Origin of the sequence: Hephaestia caeni (assembly GCF_003550065.1) — a bacterium.
In the GTDB taxonomy this organism is placed as follows: Bacteria; Pseudomonadota; Alphaproteobacteria; order Sphingomonadales; family Sphingomonadaceae; genus Sphingomonas; species Sphingomonas caeni_A.
The window spans coordinates 713,339-739,114 of sequence record NZ_QXDC01000003.1; the positions used below are offsets into that span (position 1 = coordinate 713,339).

Below are 25,776 nucleotides of genomic sequence, written 5' to 3' on the forward strand. Positions count from 1 at the left end.
CGCTTGCTGGCCCCGCTGGCCGCGAGGTTCCATCATAAGGGCGTAAAGGAGATTCACGCATGTCGATCCAGCTTGGCCAGATTGCCCCCGATTTCGAGGCTGACAGCACGCAAGGGCGTATCCGTTTCCACGAATGGCTCGGGTCGTCCTGGGGCCTGTTCTTCAGCCACCCCAAGGATTTCACGCCGGTCTGCACGACCGAACTGGGCGAAGTCGCGCGGCTGCGCCCCGAATGGGACAAGCGCGGGGTGAAAACGATCGGGCTGTCGGTCGATCCGGTCGATTCGCACCAGGGCTGGGAAAAGGACATCGAATCGACCCAGGGGCAGAAGCTCGATTATCCGATGATCGCCGACACCGATCAGAAGGTCTCGACGCTCTACGACATGATCCACCCCGAGGCCGATCCCACCGTCACCGTGCGTTCGGTGTTCGTGATCGATCCCAACAAGAAGGTGCGGCTGATCCTCACTTATCCGCCGAGCACAGGGCGCAACTTCGCCGAGGTCATCCGCGCGATCGACAGCCTCCAGCTCACCGACACGCAATCGGTCGCGACTCCGGTCAACTGGAACCAGGGTGAGGAGGTCATCATCTCGCCCAAGCTTTCCGACGAGGACGCGCACGCGCGCTTCCCGCAAGGGTTCCGCACGCTCAAGCCCTATCTGCGCTACGTCGATCTGAACCAGAGCGCCTGAACCGCATGGCCCCCGGCCCGCGGGGATGAATGGAAACTTGCCCCGTGGTGCCCGCCGGCGCTACGGGGCAAAGATGAACGACATGCATTCGATCGGCGCCGAGCGCCTGCACCGCCGCATGGCGCGGGGCTGCGATTTCCTGGGCTGCGAGGTCGCGATTCTCGGCGGTGCGATGTCGTGGGTTTCGGAACGTCACCTCGTCGCGGCGATCTCGAATGCGGGCGGGTTCGGCGTGATCGCGTGCGGCGCGATGACGCCCGAACTGCTCGACGCAGAGATCGCGGGCACCAAGGCGCTCACCACCAAGCCGTTCGGCGTCAACCTGATCACGATGCATCCGATGCTGTTCGATCTGATCGCGGTCTGCGCGAAACATGACGTCAGCCATGTCGTGCTCGCGGGCGGCTTGCCACCGCGCGGCAGCCTCGAGGCGATCAAGGCGGGCGGCGCGAAGCTGATCTGCTTCGCCCCCGCGCTCAGCCTCGCCAAGAAGCTGATCCGATCGGGCGTCGACGCGCTAGTGGTCGAGGGCATGGAGGCCGGCGGCCATATCGGCCCGGTCTCGACCAGCGTGCTCGCACAGGAGATCCTGCCCGAGGTCGCCGCCGAGGTGCCCGTGTTCGTCGCCGGCGGCATCGGCCGAGGCGAGGCGATCGCCGGCTATCTCGACATGGGCGCCGCCGGCGTCCAGCTCGGCACGCGTTTCGTGTGCGCGACCGAATCGATCGCGCACGAGAATTTCAAGAAGGCGTTCATCCGCGCGTCGGCGCGCGATGCCGTCGCCAGCGTCCAGATCGACCCGCGCCTGCCCGTCATCCCGGTCCGCGCGCTTCGGAACAAGGGCGGCGAATTGTTCACCGCCAAGCAGCGCGAGGTGGCGCAGGCGCTCGACGACGGCGCGGTCGCGATGGGCGAGGCGCAGCTTCAGATCGAGCATTACTGGGCAGGCGCGCTGCGCCGCGCAGTGATCGACGGCGATGTCGAGCACGGCAGCGTCATGGCGGGCCAATCGGTCGGGATGGTCACCCGCGAAGAACCCGTCACCGAGATCATCGCGGCACTGATGGCAGAGGCCGCGACGGCGCTCGCCAAGCGCGCGGCGTAAGAGGTTGTTTGGGAAATCGCGAAAGGGCGATTTCCGTTGCGGCACCCAAAGGCGCATTTCCGAACGGGCTCTGAGTCCCATCGCGCTTCGGACTCGCCTCGCCGCAAAACAAGCCTAACGCCTCGTTAACCTTATTAGGCCAGCTTCTGCCGTGCATTGCCACGTAAGGAGTTGTTATGACGCGCAATCGTCTGCTGCTGATCGCGACCGCCGCGGGGCTCGCGCTCGCGGGCTGCGCGTCCAAACCCAAGGAGGTCGCGGTCGCGCCACCGCCGCCGCCCGCCCCGGCGCCGCAGCCGATGCCCCAGCCGCCCGCGGGAACCGCCGCGGGAATCGCGGTGCCGCCGCGGCTCGCCGACGGCCGCTATGCGACGCCCAATACCGGGCTGAATGCGGCGTCCGCGCTATGGCACGTGCGCACCGGGCTCAACGTCGCCGCGCTCGGATGCCGCGGCGCGAACGAGGCGACGATCATCGCGGGGTACAATGCGCTGCTCGACAGCCAGGAAACCGCGCTCGCCAAGGCACACAAAGCGCTCGTCGCCGCCGCCGGCGAGGCGCGCTTCGACGATGCGATGACGCGGCTCTACAACTATTGGGCGCAACCCGGCGCGCAGGCCGAATTCTGCGCCGCCGCCAGCCGCGTGCTGGCGCGCGTGCCGGGCGTCGGCCCGGCGACGATCGACAGCTTCGCGGCCGGCGCGATCGCCGAACTCGACCAGCCGTTCGTCGATCTGTTCCGCGCCTATGACAGTTATCGCGTCGCGCTGGCGCAATGGCAGGCGAACCGGACCGCGGTGGCGCTCCAGCCGATCGAAACCAGGACCGTGCTCGGCGCGGCGGCCGCCCCGGTGACCACGCCCAAATCCACGCCCGAAATCGGCTACGATCCCGCCATCTTCACCATGCCCTGAACGCGCCCAGGCGTTTTGCCGATTGGCGCGGGCAGGGCCGATCTGGTAGCGCATCCACATGCCGCTTTCCGCGCCCGCCGCCGCCCGCGAGATCCTGACGCGCCTTCATGACGTGATGGGATCGCGCAGCGCGACACCGGCGAAGCTGGGCGCGGTCGTCCAGATCATCGGCGAGGCGCTCAACAGCGAGGTCTGCTCGATCTATCTGCTGCGCGACGGGCTGCTCGAATTGTTCGCGACGCGCGGTCTTTCGCAAGCCGCGGTCCATGTCACCAAGCTCGCGCCCGGCGAAGGACTGATCGGCGTGATCGCCGCCAATGTCGAAACGCTCAACCTCGACGAAGCCGCCGCGCATCCCGATTTCGCCTATCGCCCCGAGACCGGCGAAGACAGGTTCCACAGCTTCGCCGGCGTGCCGATCATCCGGCGCGAACAGGCGGTCGGTGTGCTCGCAGTCCAGCATACCGAGCCGCACCGGTACGAGGATGTCGAGATCGAGGCGCTGCAAACGGTGGCGATGGTGCTGTCCGAGTTGATCGCCAACACCGGCCTGGCCGACGAGGCCGGCGCCTCGCCGACGCGCGCCCAGACGACCGCGGCCAAGACGATCCTGGGGCTGCGGCTGGTCGACGGGATGGGCGCGGGCCACGCGGTCTATCACCAGCCGCGGATCACGATCGAACACACCGTCGCGGAAGATACCGAGGCCGAGCGTCACCGCGTCTACGGCGCGTTCGACAAGATGCGCGAACAGATCGACCGGATGACGAGCCAGGCCGAATTCGGTGTCGACGGCGAGCATCGCGAGGTTCTCGAGACCTACAAGATGTTCGCCTATGACGAGGGCTGGTCGCGCCGGATCAACGAGGCGATCGATTCGGGGCTGACCGCCGAGGCGGCGATCGAGCGCGTCCAGCAGCGCACGCGGATGCGGATGCGCCAGATCGACGATCCGCTGCTCGCCGATCGCATGCACGATCTGGAGGATCTCTCCAACCGGCTGCTGCGGATCGTGTCGGGCCAGATGGGCACCGCCGCACAACTGGGGCTGCGCAAGGACACGATCCTGATCGCGCGCAATCTGGGGCCGGCCGAGTTGCTCGAATATGATCGCCGGCGGCTGAAGGGCGTCGTGCTCGAGGAAGGATCGCTGACCGCGCACGTCACGATCGTCGCGCGCGCGATGGGGGTGCCGGTGCTCGGCCGGATGCGCAACGTGCGCCGCGAGGTCAGCGAAGGCGACCTGCTGCTGCTCGATTCGAATTCGAGCACCCTGCTGGTGCGGCCGACCGCGGCGATGGAGGAGGTGTTCGAGGCCAAGCTCGCGCTGCGCCAGAAGCGGCGCGCGGTCTTCGCGGCACTCAAATCCGAACCGCCGGTGACGAAGGATGGCCATCGCCTCGCCGTGATGGTCAATGCCGGGCTGCGCGACGACGTCGCCGCGCTCGATCTGACCGGCGCCGACGGGATCGGCCTGTTCCGCACCGAATTCCAGTTCCTCGTCTCGGCGACGCTGCCCCAGCGCGAGCGCCAGCAGCGGCTCTATCGCGACGTGCTCGATGTCGCGGGCGATCGGCCCGTTACCTTCCGCACCGTCGATATCGGCGGCGACAAGGCATTGCCGTATCTGAACGGCGACGGCGCCGATGAGGAGAACCCGGCGATGGGCTGGCGCGCGCTGCGCCTCGCGCTCGAACGCGACGGGCTGATGAAAGCGCAGGCGCGCGCGCTGATCGACGCCGCGGGCGGCCGCGCGCTCAACATCATGTTCCCGATGGTGTCCGAACCCTGGGAGTTCGACGAGGCGCGGGCGCTGTTCGAAGCGCAGCGGGACTGGATCGCGTCGCGCAACCGCATGCTGCCGTCGCAGATCCGCTATGGCGCGATGCTCGAAGTGCCCGCGCTCGCCGAGCAGCTCGATCTGCTGCTGCCCAAGCTCGATTTCCTGTCGATCGGCACCAACGATCTGACCCAATTCCTGTTCGCCGCCGATCGCGCCAATCCCAAGCTCGCCGAGCGCTACGACTGGCTGAGCCCGTCGATCCTGCGGTTCATCCGCCGCATCGTCGACCCCGCAAGAGACGCCGGCGTCGACCTCGCCGTGTGCGGCGAGATGGGCGGACGGCCGCTCGAGGCGCTGGCGCTGATCGGGCTGGGAATCGACCGGCTGTCGATCACCCCCGCCGCGGTCGGCCCGATCAAGGCGATGATCCGATCGATCGACCGTTCGGCGGTGATGGCGGAAATGGAAACGCTGCTCGCCCGCCCGCCGCGCGACCTGCGCGGCGCGCTCGCGCATTGGGCGGGCGAACACGGCGTCGAACTGGCGTAGGGTTTATTCCACTTACGTGGGAGCCGCACCAACCCGCTCCCCACCCCGCCTCCCATTCAGGATGCTGCCGTTGGGAGGCAGGGTGGGGAGCGGGCCGGTGCGGCCTTGCGTATCTAAACAGAGTCACACGCCGGCGCACAAACCTGGCCGTGATCGCGCACGAGACGTTGACAGCACGCCCCCGCTTTGAAACACCTTGCGCCCAAGCGGGAGAAAAACAGGGTCGCATCCCTCCCGCCGGAGAACCGGATGACCGACACCCCGCGTGAGGACGCGTCGCTGTTCCCCGCATCCGCCGGAGACAGGTTGCGCGAGGCGCGCGAGAAACAGAAGCTGTCGATCGCGGACATCGCGCAGCGCACACGCGTGCCGATCCGCCATCTCGAGGCGATCGAGCAGGGAAATTACGGCGAACTTCCCTCGCCGACCTATGCGATCGGCTTCGCCAAGGCGTATGCGCGCGCGGTGGATACCGACGAGGTCGAAATCGGCGGCCTCGTGCGCACCGAGGCCGGAGTGCCCCGCCGCCCCACCGCCGAAACTCTGCCCTACGAGCCCGCCGATCCCGCCCGCCTGCCGCCGGCCGGCATCGCCATCGTCGGCGTGGTCCTGGCACTGGTGCTCGTGATCGGCGCCGGGGTATGGCTCGGCACCGATTGGTTCCGCGGCGGCAGCGCGCAGCCCGCTTCGGTCGCCGCGACCACCCCGGCCGCCGACGGCACCGCCGCGCCGGCGCCCGCGCCTGTCCCCCGCGTCGACCAGGTGACGCTGACCGCGACCGACGCGGTGTGGCTACGCGTCTACGATGCCGGCGGCAACAGCCTGTTCCAGAAGACGATGCAGGCGGGCGAGCGCTATCAAGTGCCGACGGACGCCGATAATCCGATGATCAACGTCGGCCGGCCCGACAAGCTCGAGGTTCGCCTGAACGATACGCTGCAACCCCCGCTCGGCGACGGATCGCGCGCGCTCAAGGACATCGGCGTCAGCGCCGCCGCGGTCAAGGCGCGCCAGCCGGCGGGCACGGGCACGACGGCGGAATCGCCTGCGTCGACGGCAGCCACGGGCTGACGGCGGCACGGATCCCCCGCGAAATGCGTTGATCCGCTATCCTTAATACTGGCGACAGCATCGCTGTGTCAGCTATAGCGCGGTCAATGGAGATCAGCTCGGGGGAGAGCCATGCGCCGCACCATCATCATCGCCGCCGCCACGGCCAGCCTCGGTTTCGGGGCCGGTGCGGCCAATGCGCAGGATAGCGGCGCGATCACGCAACGCGTCGACCGGCTCGAGGGCCAGATGCGCGCGGTCCAGCGCAAGGTGTTTCCGGGCGGCTCGGCGCAGTGGGTCCAGCCGCAGATCACCCCCGCGGAGACGCCGACCATTGCCGGGCCGGGGTCGACCAACCCGGTCACCGACCTCACCGTGCGCGTCAATTCGCTCGAGATGCAGCTCCAGAGCCTGACCAACCAGGTCGAGGAAGGTCAGCACCAGTTGCGCCTGCTGCGCGACGAGGTCGACGCGCTGAAGCGCGAGCGCGCCGCGCCGCCGCCCGTCGCCCCGGCGGCGAACCCCGATCTCGGCGCCGCTGCCGACGCCGGGCTGGGCGGAAGCGTCGCGGCGGCGGGTGCGTCGCCCGCCGGGGGCAGCGGGCTGCAACTGCCCGCCAGCCAGGGCGGCCCGACCCGCGCCGATCGCGTCGCCGCGGTCGAGAAACCGGCAAGCGGCGATCCGGCCGAGGATGCCTATATCTACGGCTACCGCCTGTGGCTGGCGAAACTCTATCCCGAGGCCGAGGCGCAATTGAAAACGGTCGTCCAGAAATATCCGCAGCATCGCCGCGCCAGCTTCGCGCAGAACCTGCTCGGCCGCGCCTATCTCGACGAGGGCAAGCCCAGCCTCGCGTCGATCGCTTTCTACGACAATTACAAGAAGATGCCCGATGGCGAGCGCGCGCCCGACAGCCTCTATTATCTCGCCGACGCGCTCGTCCAGCTCAAGAAGCCGCAGGATGCGTGCAAGGTCTATGGCGAACTGACCGACGTTTATGGCAGCAGGATTTCGGGGACGATGAAGGTCGATATCGCGGCGGGCCGTGACCGCGCCGGCTGCAAATAGCGCGCTGACCCCCGACGCGGCGCTGGTCGCGCGCTTTCGCGAGGATATCGCCGCCCTGTGCGACCCCGCGAACACGAAGGTGCTGCTCGCGGTCTCGGGCGGGGCGGACAGCACCGCGCTGCTGCTGCTCGCCCACGCCGCGCTGGGCGGCCGATGCCAGGCCGCCACCGTCGACCACGGCCTGCGGCCCGAAGCCGCCGCCGAAGCCGCGGCGGTTGCCCGGCTCTGCGCGACATTGGGGGTCGAGCACGCGACACTCACTGCCCCGATGCCGCCCCGCGTCAAGCGCACCGCCAATCTGTCGGCGCGCGCGCGTGCGCTGCGCTATCGGCTGCTCGAAGATCATGCGCGCGCGATTGAGGCGACGCGCATCGCCACCGCGCATCACGCCGACGATCAGCTCGAAACGCTCATCATGCGGCTCAATCGCGGCTCGGGGGTGGCGGGGCTGGCGGGGATCAGGCCCGCCGGCGGGATGACGATCCGTCCGCTACTCGGCTGGCGCCGCGCCGAGCTTGCCGCGCTCGTCACGCAGTGCGGCATCACCGCTATCGAGGACCCGAGCAACCTCGACGACCGGTTCGATCGCGCGCGGCTGCGCAAGGTGCTCGCCGAGGCGGGCTGGCTCGACGCCGACCAGTGGCGCCGGAGTGCTGCCGCGCTCGGCGATGCCGACGCGGCGCTCGAATGGGCCACGCGCGATGTCGCCGCGCGGTTCTGCCGGCTTTACGAGGGCGGCGCGACGCTGCGTGTCCACGATCAGCCGCGCGAAGTGCTGCGGCGGCTGGTGTTGCTTTGCCTCGTCCATGTCGATCCGGCCGCCGATCCGCGCGGCGCGCAGGTCACGCGGCTGGTGGCGGCGATCACAGCGGCGCGCGCGACCGGCGCCGATTTCCGCGCGACGCTCGGCAATGTCCTGATCGAAAGTCACGCGCATCGCGAAACGGGGCCGACGATCGCCTTCACCCGCGCCCCACCCCGGCGCGGCACCTGACTCGCTTTTGTTCCATTGCCATTAACCTGCCCGCTCTTATCTTGGGCCAGGAAAGGTACCAGCGTTCATGAACGACAACGACAAGCAGCAGGGCCCCGACAACGACAGCGGCGGCAATCCCTGGATGAAGAGCCTGATGATCTGGGTGGGAATCCTGGTCGCGCTGGCGCTCGTCGTCTCGCTGCTCGACGGCCGCACCGCCCAGCCGACCGGCAATACGATCGCCTATTCGCAATTCCTCGACAAGGTCGAGGAGGGCACGGTGAAGGAGGTCAATGTCGCGGGCGAGGTCATCACCGGCACGCTCAAGGACGATTCGGCCTTTCGTACCTATGCGATCCAGGATCCCCAATTGACCGATCGGCTGCGCAAGGCCGGGGTGACGATCACCGCCCGGCCCGAGGAGAGCCCGTCGATCTGGATGATCATGCTCTACAATTCGCTGCCGTTCCTGCTGTTCCTCGGCATCGCCTTCTTCGTGCTGCGCCAGATGCAGAAGAATTCGGGTTCGGGCGCGATGGGGTTCGGCAAATCGCGCGCGCGGATGCTGACGCAGAAGGAAGGCAAGGTCACCTTTGCCGACGTCGCGGGCATCGACGAAGCGCGCGAGGAACTGGAGGAGATCGTCGAGTTCCTGAAAGACCCGACCAAATTCGCGCGTCTCGGCGGCAAGATCCCCAAGGGGGCGCTGCTGGTCGGTTCGCCCGGCACCGGCAAGACGCTGCTCGCACGCGCAATCGCGGGCGAGGCGGGCGTGCCCTTCTTCACCATTTCGGGCTCGGATTTCGTCGAGATGTTCGTCGGCGTCGGTGCGTCTCGCGTGCGCGACATGTTCGAACAGGCCAAGAAGAGCGCCCCGTGCATCGTCTTTATCGACGAGATCGACGCGGTGGGCCGTCATCGGGGCGCTGGGCTCGGCAACGGCAATGACGAGCGCGAGCAGACGCTCAACCAGCTCCTCGTCGAAATGGACGGTTTCGAGGCGAACGAAGGCATCATCATCATCGCCGCGACCAACCGCCCCGACGTGCTCGACCCCGCGCTGCTGCGCCCCGGCCGCTTCGACCGCCAGGTCGTGGTGCCACGGCCGGACATCGAAGGCCGCGTCAAGATCCTCCAGGTCCATATGAAGAAGGTGCCGCTGGCGCCCGACGTCGAGGCGCGAGTGATCGCGCGCGGCACGCCCGGCTTCTCGGGCGCGGATCTTGCCAACCTCGTCAACGAGGCGGCGCTGCTTGCCGCGCGCAAGGGCAAGCGGCTCGTCGCGATGGCCGAGTTCGAGGAGGCCAAGGACAAGGTCATGATGGGCTCCGAGCGCCGGTCGATGGTGATGACCGACGACGAGAAAAGGATGACCGCCTATCACGAGGCCGGCCACGCGATCGTCGCGATGCACGAGCCCGCGAGCGATCCGATCCACAAGGCGACGATCATCCCGCGCGGCCGCGCATTGGGCATGGTGATGCGCCTGCCCGAGCGCGATTCGTACAGCTATCACCGCGACAAGATGTACGCGAACCTCGCCGTCAGTATGGGCGGGCGCGTCGCCGAGGAGATCATCTTCGGCTACGACAAGGTATCGAGCGGCGCGAGCGGCGACATCCAGTACGCCACCGGCCTCGCGCGCGACATGGTCACCAAATGGGGCATGTCGGACAAGGTCGGCCCGGTCGAATATTCACAGCCCGAAGGCGAGAGCTTCCTCGGCTATTCGTCGTCGCAGCCGGTGCGGATGTCGAACCAGACGCAGCAGCTCATCGACGACGAGATCAGGCAGATCGTCGAGGGTGGGCTCGCCAAGGCCAAGACGGTGCTGACAGAGCATCTCGACCAGCTCCACGCGCTCGCGGGTGCGCTGCTCGAATATGAGACGCTGTCGGGCGACGAGATCAAGAAGTTGATCGCCGGCGAAGACCTCGGGCGGACCGATAACGACGCCGGCGCGCAGCCGGTCGCCGCCGCGGGCACTTCGATCCCCAAGACGCGGCGCCCCAAGGGGCCGTTCGGCACGCCCAAGCCGCTTGGGGCGTAAAGCTGGCGCCGGGCGCCCGACGGCACCCGGCGCGTTACTGCTTGGCCGGAATTGCGCGCGCTGCCGCCTGCGCAAAGATCGCCCGCAGCAACGGCCCCTTGCGCTTCACATACCATGTCGCGGCAATACACTCCGAAAAGACATAGCCGCTGTCGACCTTTCGCAGCGCCGCGAACGCGAGATCACCGTCCTCGGCCTGGATTGGACCGTAAGCATCCGTATGCGTGCCCACCCGCCCGATGCGCGTCGGGATCAGCTCGAACCTGCTCCCCTCGCCCTTCGCAAGCACGACCGGCTCGAAAATTTGCTGCTTGCGTTCGGCGTTGTCGATCGTCGTGACATAGCCGATCCCGACGACATCGGCATATCTCAGGATATAGGCTGCACTGTCTTCGATGCTGCGGTTCTCGATCATACGCATGTCGCACATCGCCCACGCGGGCGATGGCGCGGCGGCGGCAACGGCCACGACCAATTCGAGCCACGCCACGCGATGCGTCGTCACCCCATCAGGCCCATGCCGAGCATCAGCATGATGAAGAACAGCAGCGCGATCAGCGCGAAGACGAGCAGCACGAAGGTGCGCCACAGCGCCGAAAATCGCCGCAGTTCGTAGGCGCCGCGCAACTGCTTGTAGATGTGGATCGGCGGCAGCAGCATCGCCGCGAAGGCGATCAGATCCGAACCAAGACCGATCGCGCCGAGCAGGCTGAGCGCGATCACCAGCAGCGTCATGAAATCGAGCGAATAGATCACGAAGATCGCGTGGTCGTAGAGCTTGTACCGGCGCCGCCACAGGAACAGCAGCGCCACAAAGGGCACCGAGATCGGGATCAGCGCCCACGAGAATTTATAGGCGCTCATTTGCAGCTTGTAGAGCGCGAGGCCGGGATTCTCGTTCGCCTTCTTGATCCCGTGATCGAGCCGCGCCCAGCCCGTCTTCATGTTGGAGCCGAAATGCTCGCCTTCATCCGCCACCGCCGCCCGCGCCCGCTCGAGGCTTTGCTCGGTCGTCTCGAGCGCCTTGCGCTCGTCGGCCGACCCGGCGGCGGCGATCGCCTTCTTGGTCTGCGCGATCTGTCCGTCGAGCTGGTGGACTGCTTCGCTATCGATCGTCGCCGACACGCCGGTCGCCTCGAACTCGCCGGCGAGCACGTGGATCATCGCGAACATCACGAAGACGAGGAACAGGAACAGCGCCAGCGGCGACACGAAACGCGCGCGCTCGCCCGCGATGTAGCGGCGCGTCAGCGCGCCGGGCCGGAACAGCAGCATCGGCAGCGTGCGCCAGATCTTGCCTTCGAAATGGGCCACGCCATGCGCGAGATCGTGCAGAATCGCCGCGAGCGACCGGTGAACATGCCCCGCCTGCCCGCATTCGTGGCAGAAATCACCGATCAGCGCGGTGCCGCAATTGAGGCACAGGCGCGGATCCTCGCCATGCCCCGGCTCGCCCGCGCGCGGCTCCGCGGTGCGACTCCACAGCGCGCCGGTGGCGAAATCGCCTGCTGCCTCGATGCCCCCTGTCATGCGCGGCGACGATAACGGCTATGCGGCCCCCAAGCGACCGTTTTTTGCGGTGCGGCAACCGCCATGATAGAGTGCGGCCATGCTCGACACCACCAAAGACCCCGCCCATCTGCCCACTCAACTGATCGCCGACATGGGTGCGCGCGCCCGCGCCGCGGCCGCCGCCCTCGCGCGCAAGACCAGCGCCGAGAAATCGGACGCGCTGCGCGCCGCCGCACGCGCGCTGCGTGCCGCCGTGCCCGCGATCGTCGCCGCCAACGGCAAGGATATGCAAAGCGGCCGCGACAAGGGGCTGAGCGATGCGATGCTCGATCGTCTGCGGCTCGACGCGGGCCGGATCGAGGGGATCGCCGCCAGCCTCGAGTCGATCGCCGATCTGCCCGATCCGGTCGGCGACGTGATCGACACGATCGCGCGCCCCAACGGCATGACGCTCAGCCGCGTGCGCATTCCCATCGGCGTCATCGGCATCATCTACGAAAGCCGCCCCAACGTGACCGCGGACGCCGCGGCCTTGTGCATGAAGGCGGGCAATGCCGTCATCCTGCGCGGCGGCTCGGAAGCGATCGAGAGCAACCGCGCGCTCCACATTGTGCTCGCCGAGGCGCTGGCGAGCGCGGGCATCCCCGCCGACGCCGTCCAGCTCGTCCCCACCACCGATCGCGCCGCGGTGGGCGCGATGCTTCAGGCGGCGGGCCTCATCGACATGATCGTGCCGCGCGGCGGCAAAAGCCTGGTTGCGCGCGTGCAGGCCGAAGCGCGCGTCCCCGTGCTCGCGCATCTCGACGGGATCAACCACCTCTATGTCCATTCCTCGGCCGATCCGGCCAAGGCCGAGGCGATCGCCGTCAATGCCAAGATGCGCCGCACCGGCATCTGCGGCGCGCTCGAAACACTGCTGATCGACGCGGCCTATCCCGGTGCGCGCGCGCTTCTGGCGGCGGTTGCGGCAACCGGATGCGAGCTGCGCGGCGATGATGCGGTGCGCGCGCTGGCGCCCGAAGCGACACCCGCGACCGCCGAGGATTGGGATACCGAATATCTCGCGCCGGTGCTGTCGGCGGCGATCGTCGACGGCCCCGAGGCCGCACTCGACCATATCGCACGGCACGGCTCGGGCCATACCGACGCGATCGTCGCCGAGGACACCGAGGTGGCCGAGACATTCCTCGCCCGCGTCGATTCGGCAATCGTGATGTGGAACGCCTCGACCCAGTTCGCCGACGGCGGCGAATTCGGGCTGGGCGCCGAGATCGGGATCGCGACGGGGCGCCTCCACGCCCGCGGGCCCGTCGCGCTCGAAGGGCTGACGACCTACAAATGGCAGGTCCGCGGCACCGGCCAGACGCGGCCTTGAACAGGCGAGGTCGCTTACTGGCTGTGGGCGCAGGCTCTGCGATCCTGGGGGCTGTCGTCGCCATCGTGGCGATCGCTGCGCCGCAGCGGACGCGCGATCTCGACGGCGTGCGGCTCGCCGTGCCCGCCAGCGTCACCATCGAGAAGGTGCCGCTATGGCTTCGCACGATTCCCGGATTGGACCAAGGTGCAGCGGAGCTTCTGGTCAGAATACCCGCAGAGCAGGTTGCGGCTCACGTGCCGGGTTATGCCGTTCTGGACGGCAAAGTCCGTTAGGATCAATCGCTTGTTATCAAAGTACTGGATGCTGACGAGAAGCGCAGATGCCGGCTCCACCCATTGATGGACGACCTGATCGCACATCAAGGCCGCTATTCCGGCGCGACCGTAGAGGTTTATCCAAAAACGGGTGTCTGGAGGCTCGGAACCGGACCGATGTTCGACCTTTTCCGTGCCGATCCGGCAACCTTCAGGAATTCCATGGATGCCCAGACCGCCTGGATGGGGATGTGCCAGGAAATGTCGATGGTTCAGACGGCGAGCGGCGTTGACTGGTTGTGCAACGACTACGCCTTGACCGGCAGATTGCTGATCAGCTTTCATTACGGCCGGAAGAATCTGCTCCGATACGGCGCGCTTCGCCATTATCTCTCGCAAGAGGTCGCTTCTTGGGTCGTGACGGACTGATCTACCTCCTCGACCCGCAAGATTGACACCAATGTATCGGATGTATACATTCGATACATGAGCAAGACGTCGGTCATCACCGCGCGCGTCGATACCGACACACTGGCATTGGTCGACCGGATCGCGGCCGCGCAGGGGAGAAGCCGCTCCTGGTTCGCGGCCGAAGCCGTTCGTCGCATGGCCGAAGAGGAGGCCGCGTTTCTCGCGTTCGTGCAGGCGGGGATCGATTCCGCCGATCGCGGCGAACTCATCCCGCAGGAAGAGGTTTTCGCGCATCTCCGCGCCCGCCGGATGAAGCGTCACGCAGCATGAGCCGCATCGTCTGGACGCCGCTCGCCAACGGCGATCTTGAGGCGATCGACGATTATTGGGCGAATTATTCGCTCGAATCGGCAGAGGAGGTCGCGGCCAAGATCGAGGCCGCCGCGTCCTTCCTGTTGACCGTACCGCACGCGGGCACGCCCCTCGACAGCCAGAAGGCACGTAAATGGCGCGTCGCGAGCACGCCCTACCTTCTGGTCTATCGCCCGGCCGCCGATCACATCGAAATCCTGCGCGTCTACCACGCCCGCATGAACTGGCGCGAAGAACCGTGAACCGCCGCATCGGCCTGCTCGGCGGTTCCTTCAACCCGGCGCATTCGGGGCATCGGGCGATCAGCCTTGCGGCGATCGACGCGCTCGATCTCGATGAAATCTGGTGGCTGGTTTCACCCGGCAACCCGCTCAAGCCCGAAGCCGGCATGGCGCCGCTCGCCGTCCGGCTGGCCTCGGCGCGGGCGATGAGCCGCCACGCGCCGATCCGCCCGACCGACATCGAAGCCCGGCTCGGCACGCGCTACACCGTCGATACGCTCGTGGCGCTGGTGCGGCGCTACCCCAATCACCGTTTCGTCTGGCTGATGGGCGGCGACAATCTCGCCCAGTTCCACCGCTGGCGCGACTGGCGGCGGATCGCGCGGATGATGCCGATTGCGGTGATCGCGCGACCGGGATATGATCGCGCGGCGTATCGCGCGCCCGCGATGCACTGGTTGCGGCGTTTCGTCCATCCCGCGGCCACGGCTCGACACTGGACGACGTGGAGATTGCCGGCGCTCGTGCTGTTGCGCTTTCGCCCCGATCCGACTTCCGCGACCCGGCTGAGAGAGGCCGACCCCGCGTGGCAGCGCCGTTTCCTGCCGCGCCGAGCCCCCGACGCACCCTAAACCCAGGAGTTCCCTTGCCCGCACCCGTTTCCGTCCCGCGTACGCCCGACACCGAAGGTGGCGCGGCGCTGCATCGGCTCGTCCTCGCCTCGCTCGACGACGACCAGGCGGTCGACACGATCTCGATTCCGCTCGCGGGCAAATCCTCGATCGCGGATCACATGGTGATCGCAAGCGGTCGCTCGACGCGCCAGGTCGCATCGATGGCGACCAAGCTGGCTGAGAAGATCAAGGCCGAGACCGGCCAGACCGCGCGGATCGAAGGCTTGCCGACCGCGGATTGGGTGCTGATCGACGCCGGTGACGTCATCATCCACCTGTTCCGCCCCGAAGTGCGCAGCTTCTACAATCTCGAACGGATGTGGGCGTTCGGCGATACGCCGGCCGGTGCCGCCTAGCTGAAGCACCATGCTGCTCCACATCGTCGCGAGGGGCCGCATTGGTCGCGGGCCCGAGGCGGACCTCGTCCAGCGCTACGCCAAACGGCTGTCATGGCCGTTCAAGATCACCGAACTGCCCGATACCGGCGGCAAGATGCCCGCGCTGGAGCCACACACCAGATTGGTGCTGCTCGACGAGACCGGCGCCGTGCTGCCGTCGCGCGACATCGCCGCGACGCTCGGTCGCTGGCGTGACGACGGCGTGCGCGAGGTGCGCTTCCTGATCGGCGCCGCCGACGGTTTCGACGATGCCGAGCGGGCCGGGGCCGACCTGCTGCTCTCATTCGGCCGCGCGACCTGGCCGCACCTGCTTGCGCGTGCGATGCTCGCCGAGCAATTGTGGCGCGCGACCAGCATCCTTGCCAACCACCCCTATCACCGCGAAGGATAGCCGCCATGCGCGGCTGGATGATCGCCACGATCGGGATTGCAGGCGCGGCGATCGCCGCACCGCCCGCGGTTGCACCCGCCGCCGGCCCGCACGCACAGCGCCTCGCCGACGCACGCCGCGCCTCGGCCGCCGCCGAACAGCGATCGCTACGCCTCGATGCCGAGGCCGCGGCGCAGCGCGACGCCGCCGCGAGGGCACGCACCGAGCAGGCCGCGACGGTCGCGCGCCTCCAGGCCGCCGAAGCCGACATCGCCGCCGCCGAGGCGCGTGCCGCGATCGTCCGTACCGCGCTCGACCGGCAGCGCGCCCGGCTCGCCGCGCGGCAAGGCCCGGTCGTCCGGCTGCTCGCCGCGCTGCAATCGCTGGCGGCGCGGCCCGCGATCGTCGCGGTCGCGCAGCCGGGATCGGTCGACGACATGGTCCATATCCGCGCGGTGCTCGGCTCGGTGACACCGGTGATCCGGGCGCGCACCACCGCGGTGCGCCGAGACCTTGCCGATACGCGCGCGCTCGAGGCCGATGCCGCCGCCGCGCTCACCGCGCTCGAGGCGGCGCGCGGCCGGCTCGACGAGCGCCGGCTCGCGCTCGCCCGGCTCGAAGCGACGCATCGCGCCCGCGCACGCACGCTGGGCCGCGGCGCGCTCGCGGCATCGGATCGCTCGATCGCGCTCGGCGAACGCGCGCGCGCCTTGGTCGATCTGATGGATCAGGCGCGCGACGACGCCGGCACCCGCGCCGCGCTCGCCGCGTTGCCCGGCCCCGAACCCCGGCCGCCGCGCCCAGGCGAGGTCGCCTCGACGCTCGATGCGCCGCCCTGGACCGCCGCCGACGCGCCTTATCGCCTCCCGGTGACCGGGCAGCTCGTCACCGGATTCGGCGCGGTATCGGCGGCGGGCATCCGCTCACGCGGGCTGACGCTGGACGCCGCCGACGGCGCGGTAGTGACCGCGCCCGCTGCCGGGACGGTCGCTTACGCCCGCGCATTCCGCGATTACGGCCCGATCGTGATCATCGATCACGGCGGCGGCTGGACCACGCTCGTCACCGGGATCGGCACACTGGCGGTGCGCCCCGGCGACAGCGTGGTGCAGGGGGCACCGATCGGCCGCGCCGGCACCGCGCACGACGGCGCCACCCCGCGCATCACGGTCGAGCTGCGCCGCAAGGGCCGCCCGATCGACCTCACCGCGCTGCTCGGCTGATCCCGGCGCACGGCGCAGGCCGCGGATTCTCGGCGACTTTGCTTTGCTCGCCCGCGCGAAAGGCGTTATCGTGGCGGAATCCGTCGTCTATCGGAAGATCAGCGTGCCCATGCGTTCCCTTCTCCAGGCCACCGCGATCGTCGGCGCGCTTGCTCTCGTTCCCGCCGCGACCAGCGCGATGGCCGAGGTCGATACCCAAAGCTACCGCGAACTCGACACCTTCATGGACGTCTTCAACCGGGTGAAGGCGAATTACGTCGACAAGGTCACCGACGAACAGCTCATCAAGGGCGCGATCGATGGCATGCTGGCCTCGCTCGACCCGCATTCGAGCTATGAGGACGCGCTCGATTTCGAAAATCTGCGGATCCAGACCGAGGGCAATTACGGCGGCCTGGGGCTGACGGTGACCGAGGAAGACGGCGTGGTGAAGATCATCGCGCCGCAAGAGGATACCCCCGCCGATCGCGCCGGAATCAAGGCCGGTGACTATATCACCCATATCGACGGCAAGCTGATCTACGGCTCCTCGCTCGACGACTCGATCAAGCTGATGCGCGGCAAGCCCGGCACCAAGATCGCGCTGACGCTGGTGCGCCCCGGCCGCGACAAGCCGATCGAGGTGACGCTGACGCGCGAGGTGATCGTCCAGAAGCCGGTCAAATGGGAGGTGCGTGGCGATGTCGGCGTGATCAACATCAACACCTTCTCCGAATCGACCGGCGCCGACACCAAGGCGGCGATCCTGGCGATCGACAAGGCGCTCGGCCATCGTCCGCTCGGCTATGTCATCGATCTGCGCAACAATGGCGGCGGCCTGCTGACCGAGGCAATTTCGGTGTCGGACGCCTTTCTCGATCACGGCGAGATCGTGTCGCAGCGCGGGCGTGAGGCGACCGATATCGAGCGCTATTACAGCGAATCGGCGATTCCGGGCGACCTGACCCATGGCCTGCCGCTGATCGTGCTGACCAATGCCGGCACCGCCTCGGCCTCCGAGATCGTCGCCGGCGCGCTCCAGGATCAGCATCGCGCGCTGGTGATGGGCGAGCGCAGCTTCGGCAAGGGATCGGTGCAAACGCTGCTGCCGCTCGGCCCCAAATCGGCGCTGCGGCTGACGACCGCGCGCTATTACACGCCCTCGGGCCGATCGGTGCAGGAAGGCGGGATCGTACCCGACGTCGCCGTGCCGCAATTGAGCGACCCCGATTACAAGACGCGGCCGGTGTTCCGCGAGAACGACCTGCGCCGCCACCTGATCAACGAGGTCAAGGCCGACGACCCGATCCTGACCGAGGACACCAAGGACGATCCGCGCTTTTCGGCGACCGCCGAGGATCTCGAAAAGAAGGGCGTCGACGACTTCCAGCTCGAATATGCGGTCAAGACGATCGCCCGGCTCGGCGGCCCGGCACAGGTCGCCGCGGCCAGCTCGAAGCCGCCCGCGCCGGCCGCCGCCAAGGCCGCCACGCCGAAGAAGAAACCCTGAGCCCCCGCGCGATGGGCGAAACCTTTCTCCGCCCCGCGCGCTGGATCGCGCTGCTGCTGCCCGCAGCACTGGTCGGCGGCGCGTGGATCGGCCAGCTCTTCTTCGGGCTCTATCCGTGCGAGATGTGCCACTGGCAGCGCTGGCCGCATTATGCCGCGATCGTGCTGGCGCTGCTCGCCTTCGCGGTGCCGGGGCGCGTCAACCAGCGCTGGCTGGTCGGGCTGGCCGCGGTCGCGATCGCACTGAGCGGGGCGATCGGCGTCTATCACGCGGGGGTCGAATATCATTGGTGGGCGGGCGCGACGGCATGCACCGCGACCTTTTCCGGCACCGGTGACGACGTGCTGGCGCAGATCATGAACGCGCCGCTGGTGCGCTGCGACACCGCGCAATGGACGCTGTTCGGCATCTCGCTCGCCGGCTTCAACGCACTCTTTTCGCTGGCCGGCGCGGGTCTGATCCTCGTACTGATGCGTCAGCGGAGACCGCGAATATGAGCTGGAAGCCCGGCGACCGCAAACCCGTGACCGAGGCGATGATCCGCGTCGATCAGGCGGGCGAATACGGCGCGACGCGCATCTATGCCGGCCAACTCGCGGTGATGGGGGATCGCACGCCGATGGCGCGATCGATCGCGGGCATGGCGGCGCAGGAGGATCGCCACCAGGCGTTCTTCGACGCGATGATCGCGCGTCGCGGCGCGCGCCCGACCCTGCTCCAACCGTTCTGGAACGTCGCCGGCTTCGCGCTCGGCGCCGCCACCGCGGCGATCGGCCCCGAAGCCGCGATGGCCTGCACCGCGGCGGTCGAAACCGAGATCGACAAACATTATAGCGAACAGCTCGACGCGCTGGGCGACGACGATCCCGAGCTGTCGGCGGCGATCGCGGAATTCCGGGCCGAGGAACTCGAACACCGCGATACCGCACTGGCCAGCGGCGCGGAACGCGCACCTGCTTATCCGCTGATGAGTGGGCTGATCCGCCTCGGCTGCCGGATCGCGATCGCGACCGCGAAACGGATCTGACCCGTTCAGCGCATGGACAAGTCCGCCGCTTCATGCGTTGATGACGGCCAAAGGAGTGGACAATGATGGCTCGATTCATCGGCAAGGGGCTGATCGCGATCGTCGTCGCCGGCACCGGTCTGACCGTGGCGGCAACGCCGGCCGCCGCGCAGAATGCGGCGCAAAACGGCGTGCTGGTGATCTATGGCGACCAGAAATGCCCAACCGATTCGAACGGCAGCGAGATCGTCGTCTGCAAGCGCCGCAACGCCGATGAGCAGTTCCGCATCCCCAAGGAATTGCGTGAACTCAAGATCACGCCCGAGAACGAAAGCTGGGTGAAGAACAACGAGGCGGTGCTCGAAACCGGCGGCTCGGGAATCGGCAGTTGCTCGGCGGTGGGCGTGGGCGGGGCGACCGGCTGCTACGCACAGCAGGCCCGCCGCGCCAAGCGCGAGAATCGCGAACGCGCGGCGGAGGAACGGCAGACGCCGTAGACGCGCGCGGCGCCGTGTTTGGGGGGACGATGACCGCAGCTTCTGACGATCGCGTATTTTTCGGCCACCCGCGCGGCCTCGCCTATCTCGTCTTCACCGAAGCGTGGGAGCGCTTCTCCTACTACGGCATGACGTCGCTGGTCGTGCTCTACATGGTCCAGCAGCTCTTTCTGCCGGGGCATGTCGAGCATGTCGTGGGGCTGGCGGCGGTGCGCGGAATGCTTGGGCTCGGGCCGGGTGTCGCGGATCAGGCGCTCGCCTCGATCATCTTCGGCTGGTATTCGGGGCTGGTCTATTTCACGCCCATCATCGGCGGGTTCGTCGCCGATCGCTGGCTCGGCACGCGCAACACCGTGATCCTGGGCGCGGCGCTGATGAGCGCGGGCCATATCGCGATGGCGTTCGACCGCAGCTTCTTCGTAGCCCTACTGCTGCTCATCCTCGGATCGGGCGCGCTCAAGGGCAATATCTCGGCGCAGGTCGGGCGGCTCTATCCGGCGGCCGAGGAATCGCGGCGGACGCAAGGCTACACGATCTTTTCGGCCGGCATCAATGTCGGCGCGGTCGCCGGGCCGCTGGTGTGCGGGCTGCTCGCGGCGCGGTTCGGCTGGCATATCGGCTTCGGCACCGCGGGCGCGTTCATGCTCGTCGCGATGCTGACCTATCTCGCCGGGGTCCGCCACCTGCCCACCGATCGCGGCCCCGCGACGCGCATCGTCCACCCGCCGATGACCGCCGCCGAGCGCCGCCGCACCCGCGTACTGATCGGGGTGATCGCGCTGACGGTGCTGCCCAACATCGCCTATCCGATGATCTGGAACGTCGGCATCCTGTGGGCCGATCAGCACGCCTCGCTGGCGACCCCGATCGGCGCGATCCCGGCGTCGTGGTTCAATTCGATCGACGCCTTCGTCAGCATCGTCGCCGTGCCGCCACTGGTCGCGTACTGGCGCTGGCAGGCGCGGCGCGGGCGCGAACCGGGCGATATCGGCAAGATCGCGATCGGATCGGCGCTTGCTGGGGCATCGGCGGCGCTGTTCGCGCTCGCCTCCGCGCTCTATCTGCCGGGTCGGGTGCCCGCGTGGTTCGCGGTGCTGCCCTTCGCTGGGATGGGGGTCGCCTTTCTCTATTTCTGGCCCACCCTGCTCGCGCTGATCTCGCAGGCCGCGCCGCCCAAGGTCAACGCGACGCTGATGGGTGGCGCGTTCCTCTCGCTATTCGTCGGCTCAGTCGCGATGGGGTGGGTAGGCAGCTATTACGAAGCGCTGGGGCCGACCGCCTTCTGGCTGCTCGACGCCGCGATCGGCGTTGCCGGCGCGCTCATCATCCTCGCCGTCCACCGGCCGCTGACGCGCGCGCTCACGCCGGGCGGGTGACGTAGTTCAGGCCCGCCGAAGCGGCCCATTTTGCTTTCGCTCAAGGCCGTTAATCCCTATATGACCGGCATGACCGACACCCCCCAACAAAAAGATTACGACGCCGAATCCATCAAGGTGCTCAAAGGCCTCGACGCCGTTCGCAAGCGGCCGGGCATGTACATCGGCGACACCGACGACGGATCGGGCCTCCACCACATGGTGTTCGAGGTTTCCGACAACGCGATCGACGAGGCGCTCGCCGGGCATTGCGATCGCATCCTGATCACGCTCAACCCCGACGGCTCGGTCTCGGTCGAGGATAACGGCCGCGGCATCCCGACCGGAATCCACAAGGAAGAAGGCGTCTCGGCGGCCGAGGTCATCATGACCCAGCTCCACGCCGGCGGAAAATTCGACAATGCGGGCAACGACAATGCCTACAAGGTGTCGGGCGGGCTGCACGGCGTCGGCGTGTCGGTGGTCAACGCGCTGAGCGATTTCCTCGACCTCACGATCTGGCGGCACGACGAAGAACATTTCATGCGCTTCCAGCGGGGCGACGCGGTCGCGCCGCTCAAGGTCGTCGGGCCGGCCCAGGGCAAGAAGGGCACGCGCGTCACCTTTCTGCCGAGCCATGAGACCTTCAAGATCACCGAATTCGATTTCGACAAGCTCGAGCACCGCTATCGGGAACTTGCCTTCCTCAATTCGGGCGTCCGCATCGTCCTCGCCGACGAACGCAGCGAGGAGCGCAGAGAAGTCGAGCTGCATTACGAAGGCGGGATCGCCGCATTCGTCAAATGGCTAGATCGCACCAAGGCGCCGCTGTTCCCCGATCCGATCGCGATCACCGGCCAGCGCGACGATATCGGTATCGAGGTCGCGCTCGAATGGAACGACAGCTATTACGAGAACGTCCTCGCCTTCACGAACAATATCCCGCAGCGCGACGGCGGCACGCACATGGCCGCGTTCCGCGCCGCGCTGACGCGCACGATCAACGCCTATGCAGACAAATCGGGACTGCTCAAGAAGGAGAAGGTCAACCTGACCGGCGACGATATGCGCGAAGGGCTGTCGGCGATCGTCTCGGTCAAGCTGCCCGATCCCAAATTCTCGTCGCAGACCAAGGACAAGCTCGTTTCCTCCGAAGTGCGCCAGCCGATGGAAAGCCTGATGGCCGACAAATTGGCGGAATGGCTCGAGGAGAATCCGGCGTCGGCCAAGGCGGTGGTGCAGAAGGTCATCGACGCCGCCGCCGCGCGCGAGGCGGCGCGCAAGGCGCGCGACCTCACCCGGCGCAAGGGGGTGATGGACATCGCCTCGCTGCCCGGCAAGCTCGCCGATTGCCAGGAGCGTGATCCCGCCAAGTCCGAACTGTTCCTCGTCGAGGGCGATTCGGCGGGCGGCTCGGCCAAGCAGGGCCGCGACCGCCATTTTCAGGCGATCCTGCCGTTGCGCGGCAAGATCCTCAACGTCGAACGCGCGCGCTTCGATCGGATGCTATCGTCGCGTGAGATCGGTACGCTCATCCAGGCGATGGGCACCGGCATCGGCCGCGACGATTTCAACATCGACAAATTGCGCTACCACAAGGTCGTGATCATGACCGACGCCGATGTCGACGGCGCGCATATCCGCACGCTGCTGCTCACCTTCTTCTATCGGCAGATGCCGGAGATCATCGAACGCGGGCACCTCTATATCGCCCAGCCACCGCTCTACAAGGCGACCCGCGGGCGCAGCGAAGTCTATCTCAAGGACGATGCCGCGCTCGACGATTATCTGGTCGAAAACGGCGTCGCGGCGACGATGCTCGAGACGACCGGCGGCGCGCGCTCGGGCGAGGATCTGCGCCACCTCGTCAATCACGCGCGGCGGATGCGCACGCTGATGCACTATGTGCCGCGACGCTACGATCCGGTCATCATCGAAGCGCTGGCGATGGCCGGCGCGCTCGATCCACAGGCGACGCGCGACAACCGGCTGGCGCGCGCGGCGGAAGTTGCCCGCCGGCTCGACCAGGGCGATGAGGATGCGCGCTGGACGGTCTCGGCGACCGAGCAAGGCGGCTATCATTTCGAACGGCTGTGGCGCGGCGTGACCGACCACCATATCGTCGAGGCGAGCTTCATCGTCTCGGCCGAGGCGCGCAAGCTCCACGGCCTCGCCGCCGAACAGGCCGACAGCTACACCGCCGCCGCCAAGCTGGTCCGCGCCAGCGCCGCGGCCGCCGAGGCGAGCGACGATGACGACGAAGGCGCGCGCGAGGGCGAGGGCATCCCCGGCGGCGCGGCGACGTCGCTCAGGACGAGCAAGGGCGAGAGCCTCGTCGCCCGGCCGAGCCAGTTGCTCGACGCGATCCTCGCGGCGGGGCGCAAGGGGCTATCGATCCAGCGGTACAAGGGGCTGGGCGAGATGAACGCCGAGCAATTGTGGGAAACCACGCTCGATCCCGCCAACCGCTCGATGCTCAAGGTCGCGATCGAGCAGGCCGATATCGCCGACGAGATCTTCACCCGGCTGATGGGCGATATCGTCGAGCCGCGTCGCGAATTCATCCAGGAGAACGCGCTCAGCGTCGCCAATCTCGACGTGTAATCACGGAAAAATCAGGAGGGGCCCCATGAAGCTGCCGACCATCGCCACCGTCACCGCCTGCGCGATCCTCGCGCTCGGCGCCTGCACGGGGCAGACCACCGACAATGTCGCAACGCCGGCAGCAGCAGCGGCCGACGCCATCACGGCGGCGCTCGCCGATCCCGCACGCGCCGATCAGGCCGGCGACGATGCCCGCCGGCAAGCCGCCGCGGCGCTCGAATTCTCGGGCGTCAAGGCGGGCGACACGGTGATCGATTACATCCCCGGCAGCGGCTATTGGTCGCGGATCTTCACTCGCGTCGTCGGGCCCGAGGGCAAGGTCTACGCGATCTGGCCGGACAGGGACGGCAAGACTCCGCAGGGCTTGAGCGATCTCAAGGCGAAGAACCTCGCCAACGTCACCGCCGAGACGCTGGCGCCCGATCAGCCGCTGCCGGCCGATGCCGACCTGTTCTGGACCGTCCAGAATTATCACGACATCGCCAATAACGGCGGCGCCAACGCGCTGACAGCATTCGACAAGCGCGTGCTCGCGGCGCTCAAGCCCGGCGGCATCTATGTCGTGATCGATCACGCCGCCGAGGCCGGATCGGGGCTGCGCGACACCGATACGCTGCACCGGATCGATCCCGCGATCGTCAAGCAGCAGATCGTCGGCGCCGGCTTCGAGTTCGTCAGCGAGAGCCCGGTGCTCGCCAACGCGCAGGACGATCACACGCTCAAGGTGTTCGATCCCAAGGTGCGCGGAACGACCGACCAGTTCATCTACAAATTCCGCAAGCCCGCGGAATAGGTTGACCCCAGCATCGTCATGCCGGACTGGTTCCGGCATCCAACCCTCCACGAGCGGTAGCGCTCGAGGCCCGTTGGGCCCCGGAACCAGTCCGGGGTGACGGGGGGAGGTGTGGCGGTGGCCGCACTCGGGCCTAAAGCAGCGCGCCCTGCACCGTCTGGCGGCCGACCGCGCCGCCGCCGTGGCGCCGGGCGAGTTCCTGTTCGGCGGTGTAGCGGACGTCGGGGTCGCGATCGTAGGTGAAGCCCTCGACCACGTCCTCGTCGATCTCGCGCCAGTCCTTGCCGCGATCGGGGCCGCTGCGCACGCGCGGCAACAGCCCGGGCAGGCGCGACCATTCGAGCAATTGTGCGAGACTCGCCTCACCCAGCATGTCGCGCAGATGGTGCGCAGTCACATAAGCGTCGGGAAAGGCGCGATGAACGGGCAGGCCGCGTTCGTGCACCAGCCCCTCGGGCTTGCGCCAGTAGCGCAGCACCTGGTTCGAGAAGCTGGGCGAATCGGGCCATAGCCTGAGCGCGCATTTCCACGTGCAGATCCAGTCGGCGCCGTGGGTCAGCGGCGGGGTGCAGAATTGCTGCTCGAAATCCGCGCGGTGCGCCGCGAGCGCAAGCCGGCGCGGCCACGGATCGAGCACCTGGCGCGCGATATCGTGCCACCACGGCGCATCGGCCACCTGCTCTTCGAGGATATGGTGCACGGCTTGCGTGATCGGCGGAATCGGGCGGCCGGGGTTGACGAGGATCGATCCGCCCTCGCCCTCCAGCGCCCAGCGACCGTCCTCGCCGAGCGCGACGTCCTGCCAGCCGATCTCGCACACGCCATGCGCGGGCGGTGCCGATCCGGTGGTTTCGAGATCGACGACGCGGATGATCTGACGCGAGGACATGCCCCTAAATGGGCGCGTCGGCGCGCGATTGCCACCCCATTCGCGCGGGTCGCAAGAAACGCCATTCTCGCGGCTGCGCAAAAGCCCTTATCGATTGTAGGCCGTTTCAGTGGCACTGAAACGGCGGCGGCCCCGGC

The 25,776-nt window shown here is 67.8% G+C and carries 27 protein-coding genes; 24 read left to right on the forward strand and 3 right to left on the reverse strand.

Annotation, left to right across the window (positions count from 1 at the left end; genetic code table 11):
* Positions 1 to 59 precede the first annotated feature (59 nt).
* From DFR49_RS11865 to ftsH, 8 genes are all read left to right on the forward strand, one after another.
* On the forward strand, positions 60 to 698 hold the full coding sequence (locus tag DFR49_RS11865) for a peroxiredoxin (RefSeq protein ID WP_119035867.1): 639 nt from the start codon (positions 60 to 62) through the stop codon (positions 696 to 698).
* Between the two features lie 73 nt (positions 699 to 771).
* The gene (locus DFR49_RS11870; RefSeq protein ID WP_119035868.1) at positions 772 to 1,803 is read left to right on the forward strand and encodes an NAD(P)H-dependent flavin oxidoreductase; all 1,032 of its coding nucleotides are present in this window, start codon (positions 772 to 774) and stop codon (positions 1,801 to 1,803) included.
* 176 nt (positions 1,804 to 1,979) lie between these two features.
* Entirely contained in the window at positions 1,980 to 2,717 is a 738-nt protein-coding gene (locus DFR49_RS11875; RefSeq protein WP_119035869.1) for a hypothetical protein, read from the forward strand.
* A 58-nt stretch (positions 2,718 to 2,775) separates the two neighbouring features.
* Positions 2,776 to 5,049, forward strand: a complete 2,274-nt coding sequence (gene ptsP / locus DFR49_RS11880; RefSeq protein WP_119035870.1) for a phosphoenolpyruvate--protein phosphotransferase — start codon at positions 2,776 to 2,778, stop codon at positions 5,047 to 5,049.
* A 249-nt stretch (positions 5,050 to 5,298) separates the two neighbouring features.
* Positions 5,299 to 6,120 (forward strand): helix-turn-helix domain-containing protein, encoded by an 822-nt coding sequence (locus DFR49_RS11885; protein ID WP_119035871.1) that lies wholly within the window; start codon positions 5,299 to 5,301, stop codon positions 6,118 to 6,120.
* Between the two features lie 111 nt (positions 6,121 to 6,231).
* Positions 6,232 to 7,167: a tetratricopeptide repeat protein gene (locus DFR49_RS11890; RefSeq protein ID WP_119035872.1), complete on the forward strand. Its 936-nt coding sequence runs from the start codon at positions 6,232 to 6,234 to the stop codon at positions 7,165 to 7,167.
* Positions 7,145 to 8,161, forward strand: a complete 1,017-nt coding sequence (gene tilS / locus DFR49_RS11895; protein ID WP_245968388.1) for a tRNA lysidine(34) synthetase TilS — start codon at positions 7,145 to 7,147, stop codon at positions 8,159 to 8,161. Before DFR49_RS11890 ends, tilS begins: the two co-directional genes overlap by 23 nt.
* 67 nt (positions 8,162 to 8,228) lie before the next feature.
* The gene (ftsH, locus tag DFR49_RS11900; protein WP_119035873.1) at positions 8,229 to 10,193 is read left to right on the forward strand and encodes an ATP-dependent zinc metalloprotease FtsH; all 1,965 of its coding nucleotides are present in this window, start codon (positions 8,229 to 8,231) and stop codon (positions 10,191 to 10,193) included.
* Positions 10,194 to 10,227: 34 nt separating this feature from the next.
* Here ftsH and DFR49_RS11905 read toward each other — a convergent pair whose 3' ends face one another.
* Together DFR49_RS11905 and DFR49_RS11910 are read right to left on the reverse strand one after the other, a co-directional pair.
* Positions 10,228 to 10,698, reverse strand: coding sequence for a hypothetical protein (locus tag DFR49_RS11905; RefSeq protein ID WP_119035874.1), 471 nt, complete (start codon positions 10,696 to 10,698; stop codon positions 10,228 to 10,230).
* Positions 10,695 to 11,723 (reverse strand): DUF3667 domain-containing protein, encoded by a 1,029-nt coding sequence (locus DFR49_RS11910; protein WP_119035875.1) that lies wholly within the window; start codon positions 11,721 to 11,723, stop codon positions 10,695 to 10,697. Before DFR49_RS11910 ends, DFR49_RS11905 begins: the two co-directional genes overlap by 4 nt.
* Before the next feature lie 79 nt (positions 11,724 to 11,802).
* On the opposite strand from DFR49_RS11910, the gene DFR49_RS11915 reads away from it, so the two are divergent.
* From DFR49_RS11915 to DFR49_RS11990, 16 genes are all read left to right on the forward strand, one after another.
* Positions 11,803 to 13,080: a glutamate-5-semialdehyde dehydrogenase gene (locus DFR49_RS11915; RefSeq protein ID WP_119035876.1), complete on the forward strand. Its 1,278-nt coding sequence runs from the start codon at positions 11,803 to 11,805 to the stop codon at positions 13,078 to 13,080.
* A 65-nt stretch (positions 13,081 to 13,145) separates the two neighbouring features.
* Positions 13,146 to 13,355 (forward strand): hypothetical protein, encoded by a 210-nt coding sequence (locus tag DFR49_RS11920; RefSeq protein WP_147373683.1) that lies wholly within the window; start codon positions 13,146 to 13,148, stop codon positions 13,353 to 13,355.
* Positions 13,356 to 13,421: 66 nt separating this feature from the next.
* Positions 13,422 to 13,766 carry a hypothetical protein gene (locus DFR49_RS11925; protein WP_119035878.1) on the forward strand — a complete coding sequence of 115 codons (345 nt, stop codon included), beginning with the start codon at positions 13,422 to 13,424 and terminating at the stop codon, positions 13,764 to 13,766.
* A gap of 57 nt (positions 13,767 to 13,823) precedes the next feature.
* Positions 13,824 to 14,078, forward strand: a complete 255-nt coding sequence (locus DFR49_RS11930) for a CopG family ribbon-helix-helix protein (protein WP_119035879.1) — start codon at positions 13,824 to 13,826, stop codon at positions 14,076 to 14,078.
* A complete protein-coding gene (locus DFR49_RS11935) occupies positions 14,075 to 14,362 on the forward strand; it encodes a type II toxin-antitoxin system RelE/ParE family toxin (RefSeq protein WP_119035880.1) in 288 nt (95 codons plus the stop codon). Before DFR49_RS11930 ends, DFR49_RS11935 begins: the two co-directional genes overlap by 4 nt.
* On the forward strand, positions 14,359 to 14,973 hold the full coding sequence (locus DFR49_RS11940; protein ID WP_245968391.1) for a nicotinate-nucleotide adenylyltransferase: 615 nt from the start codon (positions 14,359 to 14,361) through the stop codon (positions 14,971 to 14,973). The genes DFR49_RS11935 and DFR49_RS11940 overlap by 4 nt, the downstream gene beginning before the upstream one ends.
* Positions 14,974 to 14,987: 14 nt before the next feature.
* Positions 14,988 to 15,371 (forward strand): ribosome silencing factor, encoded by a 384-nt coding sequence (gene rsfS / locus DFR49_RS11945; RefSeq protein ID WP_119035882.1) that lies wholly within the window; start codon positions 14,988 to 14,990, stop codon positions 15,369 to 15,371.
* 10 nt (positions 15,372 to 15,381) lie between these two features.
* The gene (locus tag DFR49_RS11950) at positions 15,382 to 15,804 is read left to right on the forward strand and encodes a 23S rRNA (pseudouridine(1915)-N(3))-methyltransferase RlmH (protein ID WP_119035883.1); all 423 of its coding nucleotides are present in this window, start codon (positions 15,382 to 15,384) and stop codon (positions 15,802 to 15,804) included.
* A 5-nt stretch (positions 15,805 to 15,809) separates the two neighbouring features.
* The gene (locus tag DFR49_RS11955) at positions 15,810 to 17,006 is read left to right on the forward strand and encodes a murein hydrolase activator EnvC family protein (protein ID WP_119035884.1); all 1,197 of its coding nucleotides are present in this window, start codon (positions 15,810 to 15,812) and stop codon (positions 17,004 to 17,006) included.
* A 109-nt stretch (positions 17,007 to 17,115) separates the two neighbouring features.
* A complete protein-coding gene (locus tag DFR49_RS11960; RefSeq protein WP_119036393.1) occupies positions 17,116 to 18,495 on the forward strand; it encodes a S41 family peptidase in 1,380 nt (459 codons plus the stop codon).
* Positions 18,496 to 18,506: 11 nt separating this feature from the next.
* A complete protein-coding gene (locus tag DFR49_RS11965) occupies positions 18,507 to 18,992 on the forward strand; it encodes a disulfide bond formation protein B (RefSeq protein ID WP_119035885.1) in 486 nt (161 codons plus the stop codon).
* Positions 18,989 to 19,522, forward strand: a complete 534-nt coding sequence (locus tag DFR49_RS11970; RefSeq protein WP_119035886.1) for a demethoxyubiquinone hydroxylase family protein — start codon at positions 18,989 to 18,991, stop codon at positions 19,520 to 19,522. The genes DFR49_RS11965 and DFR49_RS11970 overlap by 4 nt, the downstream gene beginning before the upstream one ends.
* Before the next feature lie 62 nt (positions 19,523 to 19,584).
* Entirely contained in the window at positions 19,585 to 19,998 is a 414-nt protein-coding gene (locus DFR49_RS11975) for a hypothetical protein (RefSeq protein ID WP_342768471.1), read from the forward strand.
* Positions 19,999 to 20,027: 29 nt separating this feature from the next.
* Positions 20,028 to 21,374, forward strand: a complete 1,347-nt coding sequence (locus DFR49_RS11980) for a peptide MFS transporter (RefSeq protein WP_119035887.1) — start codon at positions 20,028 to 20,030, stop codon at positions 21,372 to 21,374.
* Positions 21,375 to 21,443: 69 nt separating this feature from the next.
* Positions 21,444 to 23,957: a DNA topoisomerase (ATP-hydrolyzing) subunit B gene (gene gyrB, locus DFR49_RS11985; RefSeq protein WP_119036395.1), complete on the forward strand. Its 2,514-nt coding sequence runs from the start codon at positions 21,444 to 21,446 to the stop codon at positions 23,955 to 23,957.
* A 25-nt stretch (positions 23,958 to 23,982) separates the two neighbouring features.
* Positions 23,983 to 24,750, forward strand: coding sequence for a class I SAM-dependent methyltransferase (locus tag DFR49_RS11990; protein WP_119035888.1), 768 nt, complete (start codon positions 23,983 to 23,985; stop codon positions 24,748 to 24,750).
* Between the two features lie 133 nt (positions 24,751 to 24,883).
* Here the strand turns inward: DFR49_RS11990 and DFR49_RS11995 are convergent, their stop codons facing one another.
* Entirely contained in the window at positions 24,884 to 25,639 is a 756-nt protein-coding gene (locus DFR49_RS11995) for an exonuclease domain-containing protein (protein WP_119035889.1), read from the reverse strand.
* Between the last annotated feature and the right edge of the window lie 137 nt (positions 25,640 to 25,776).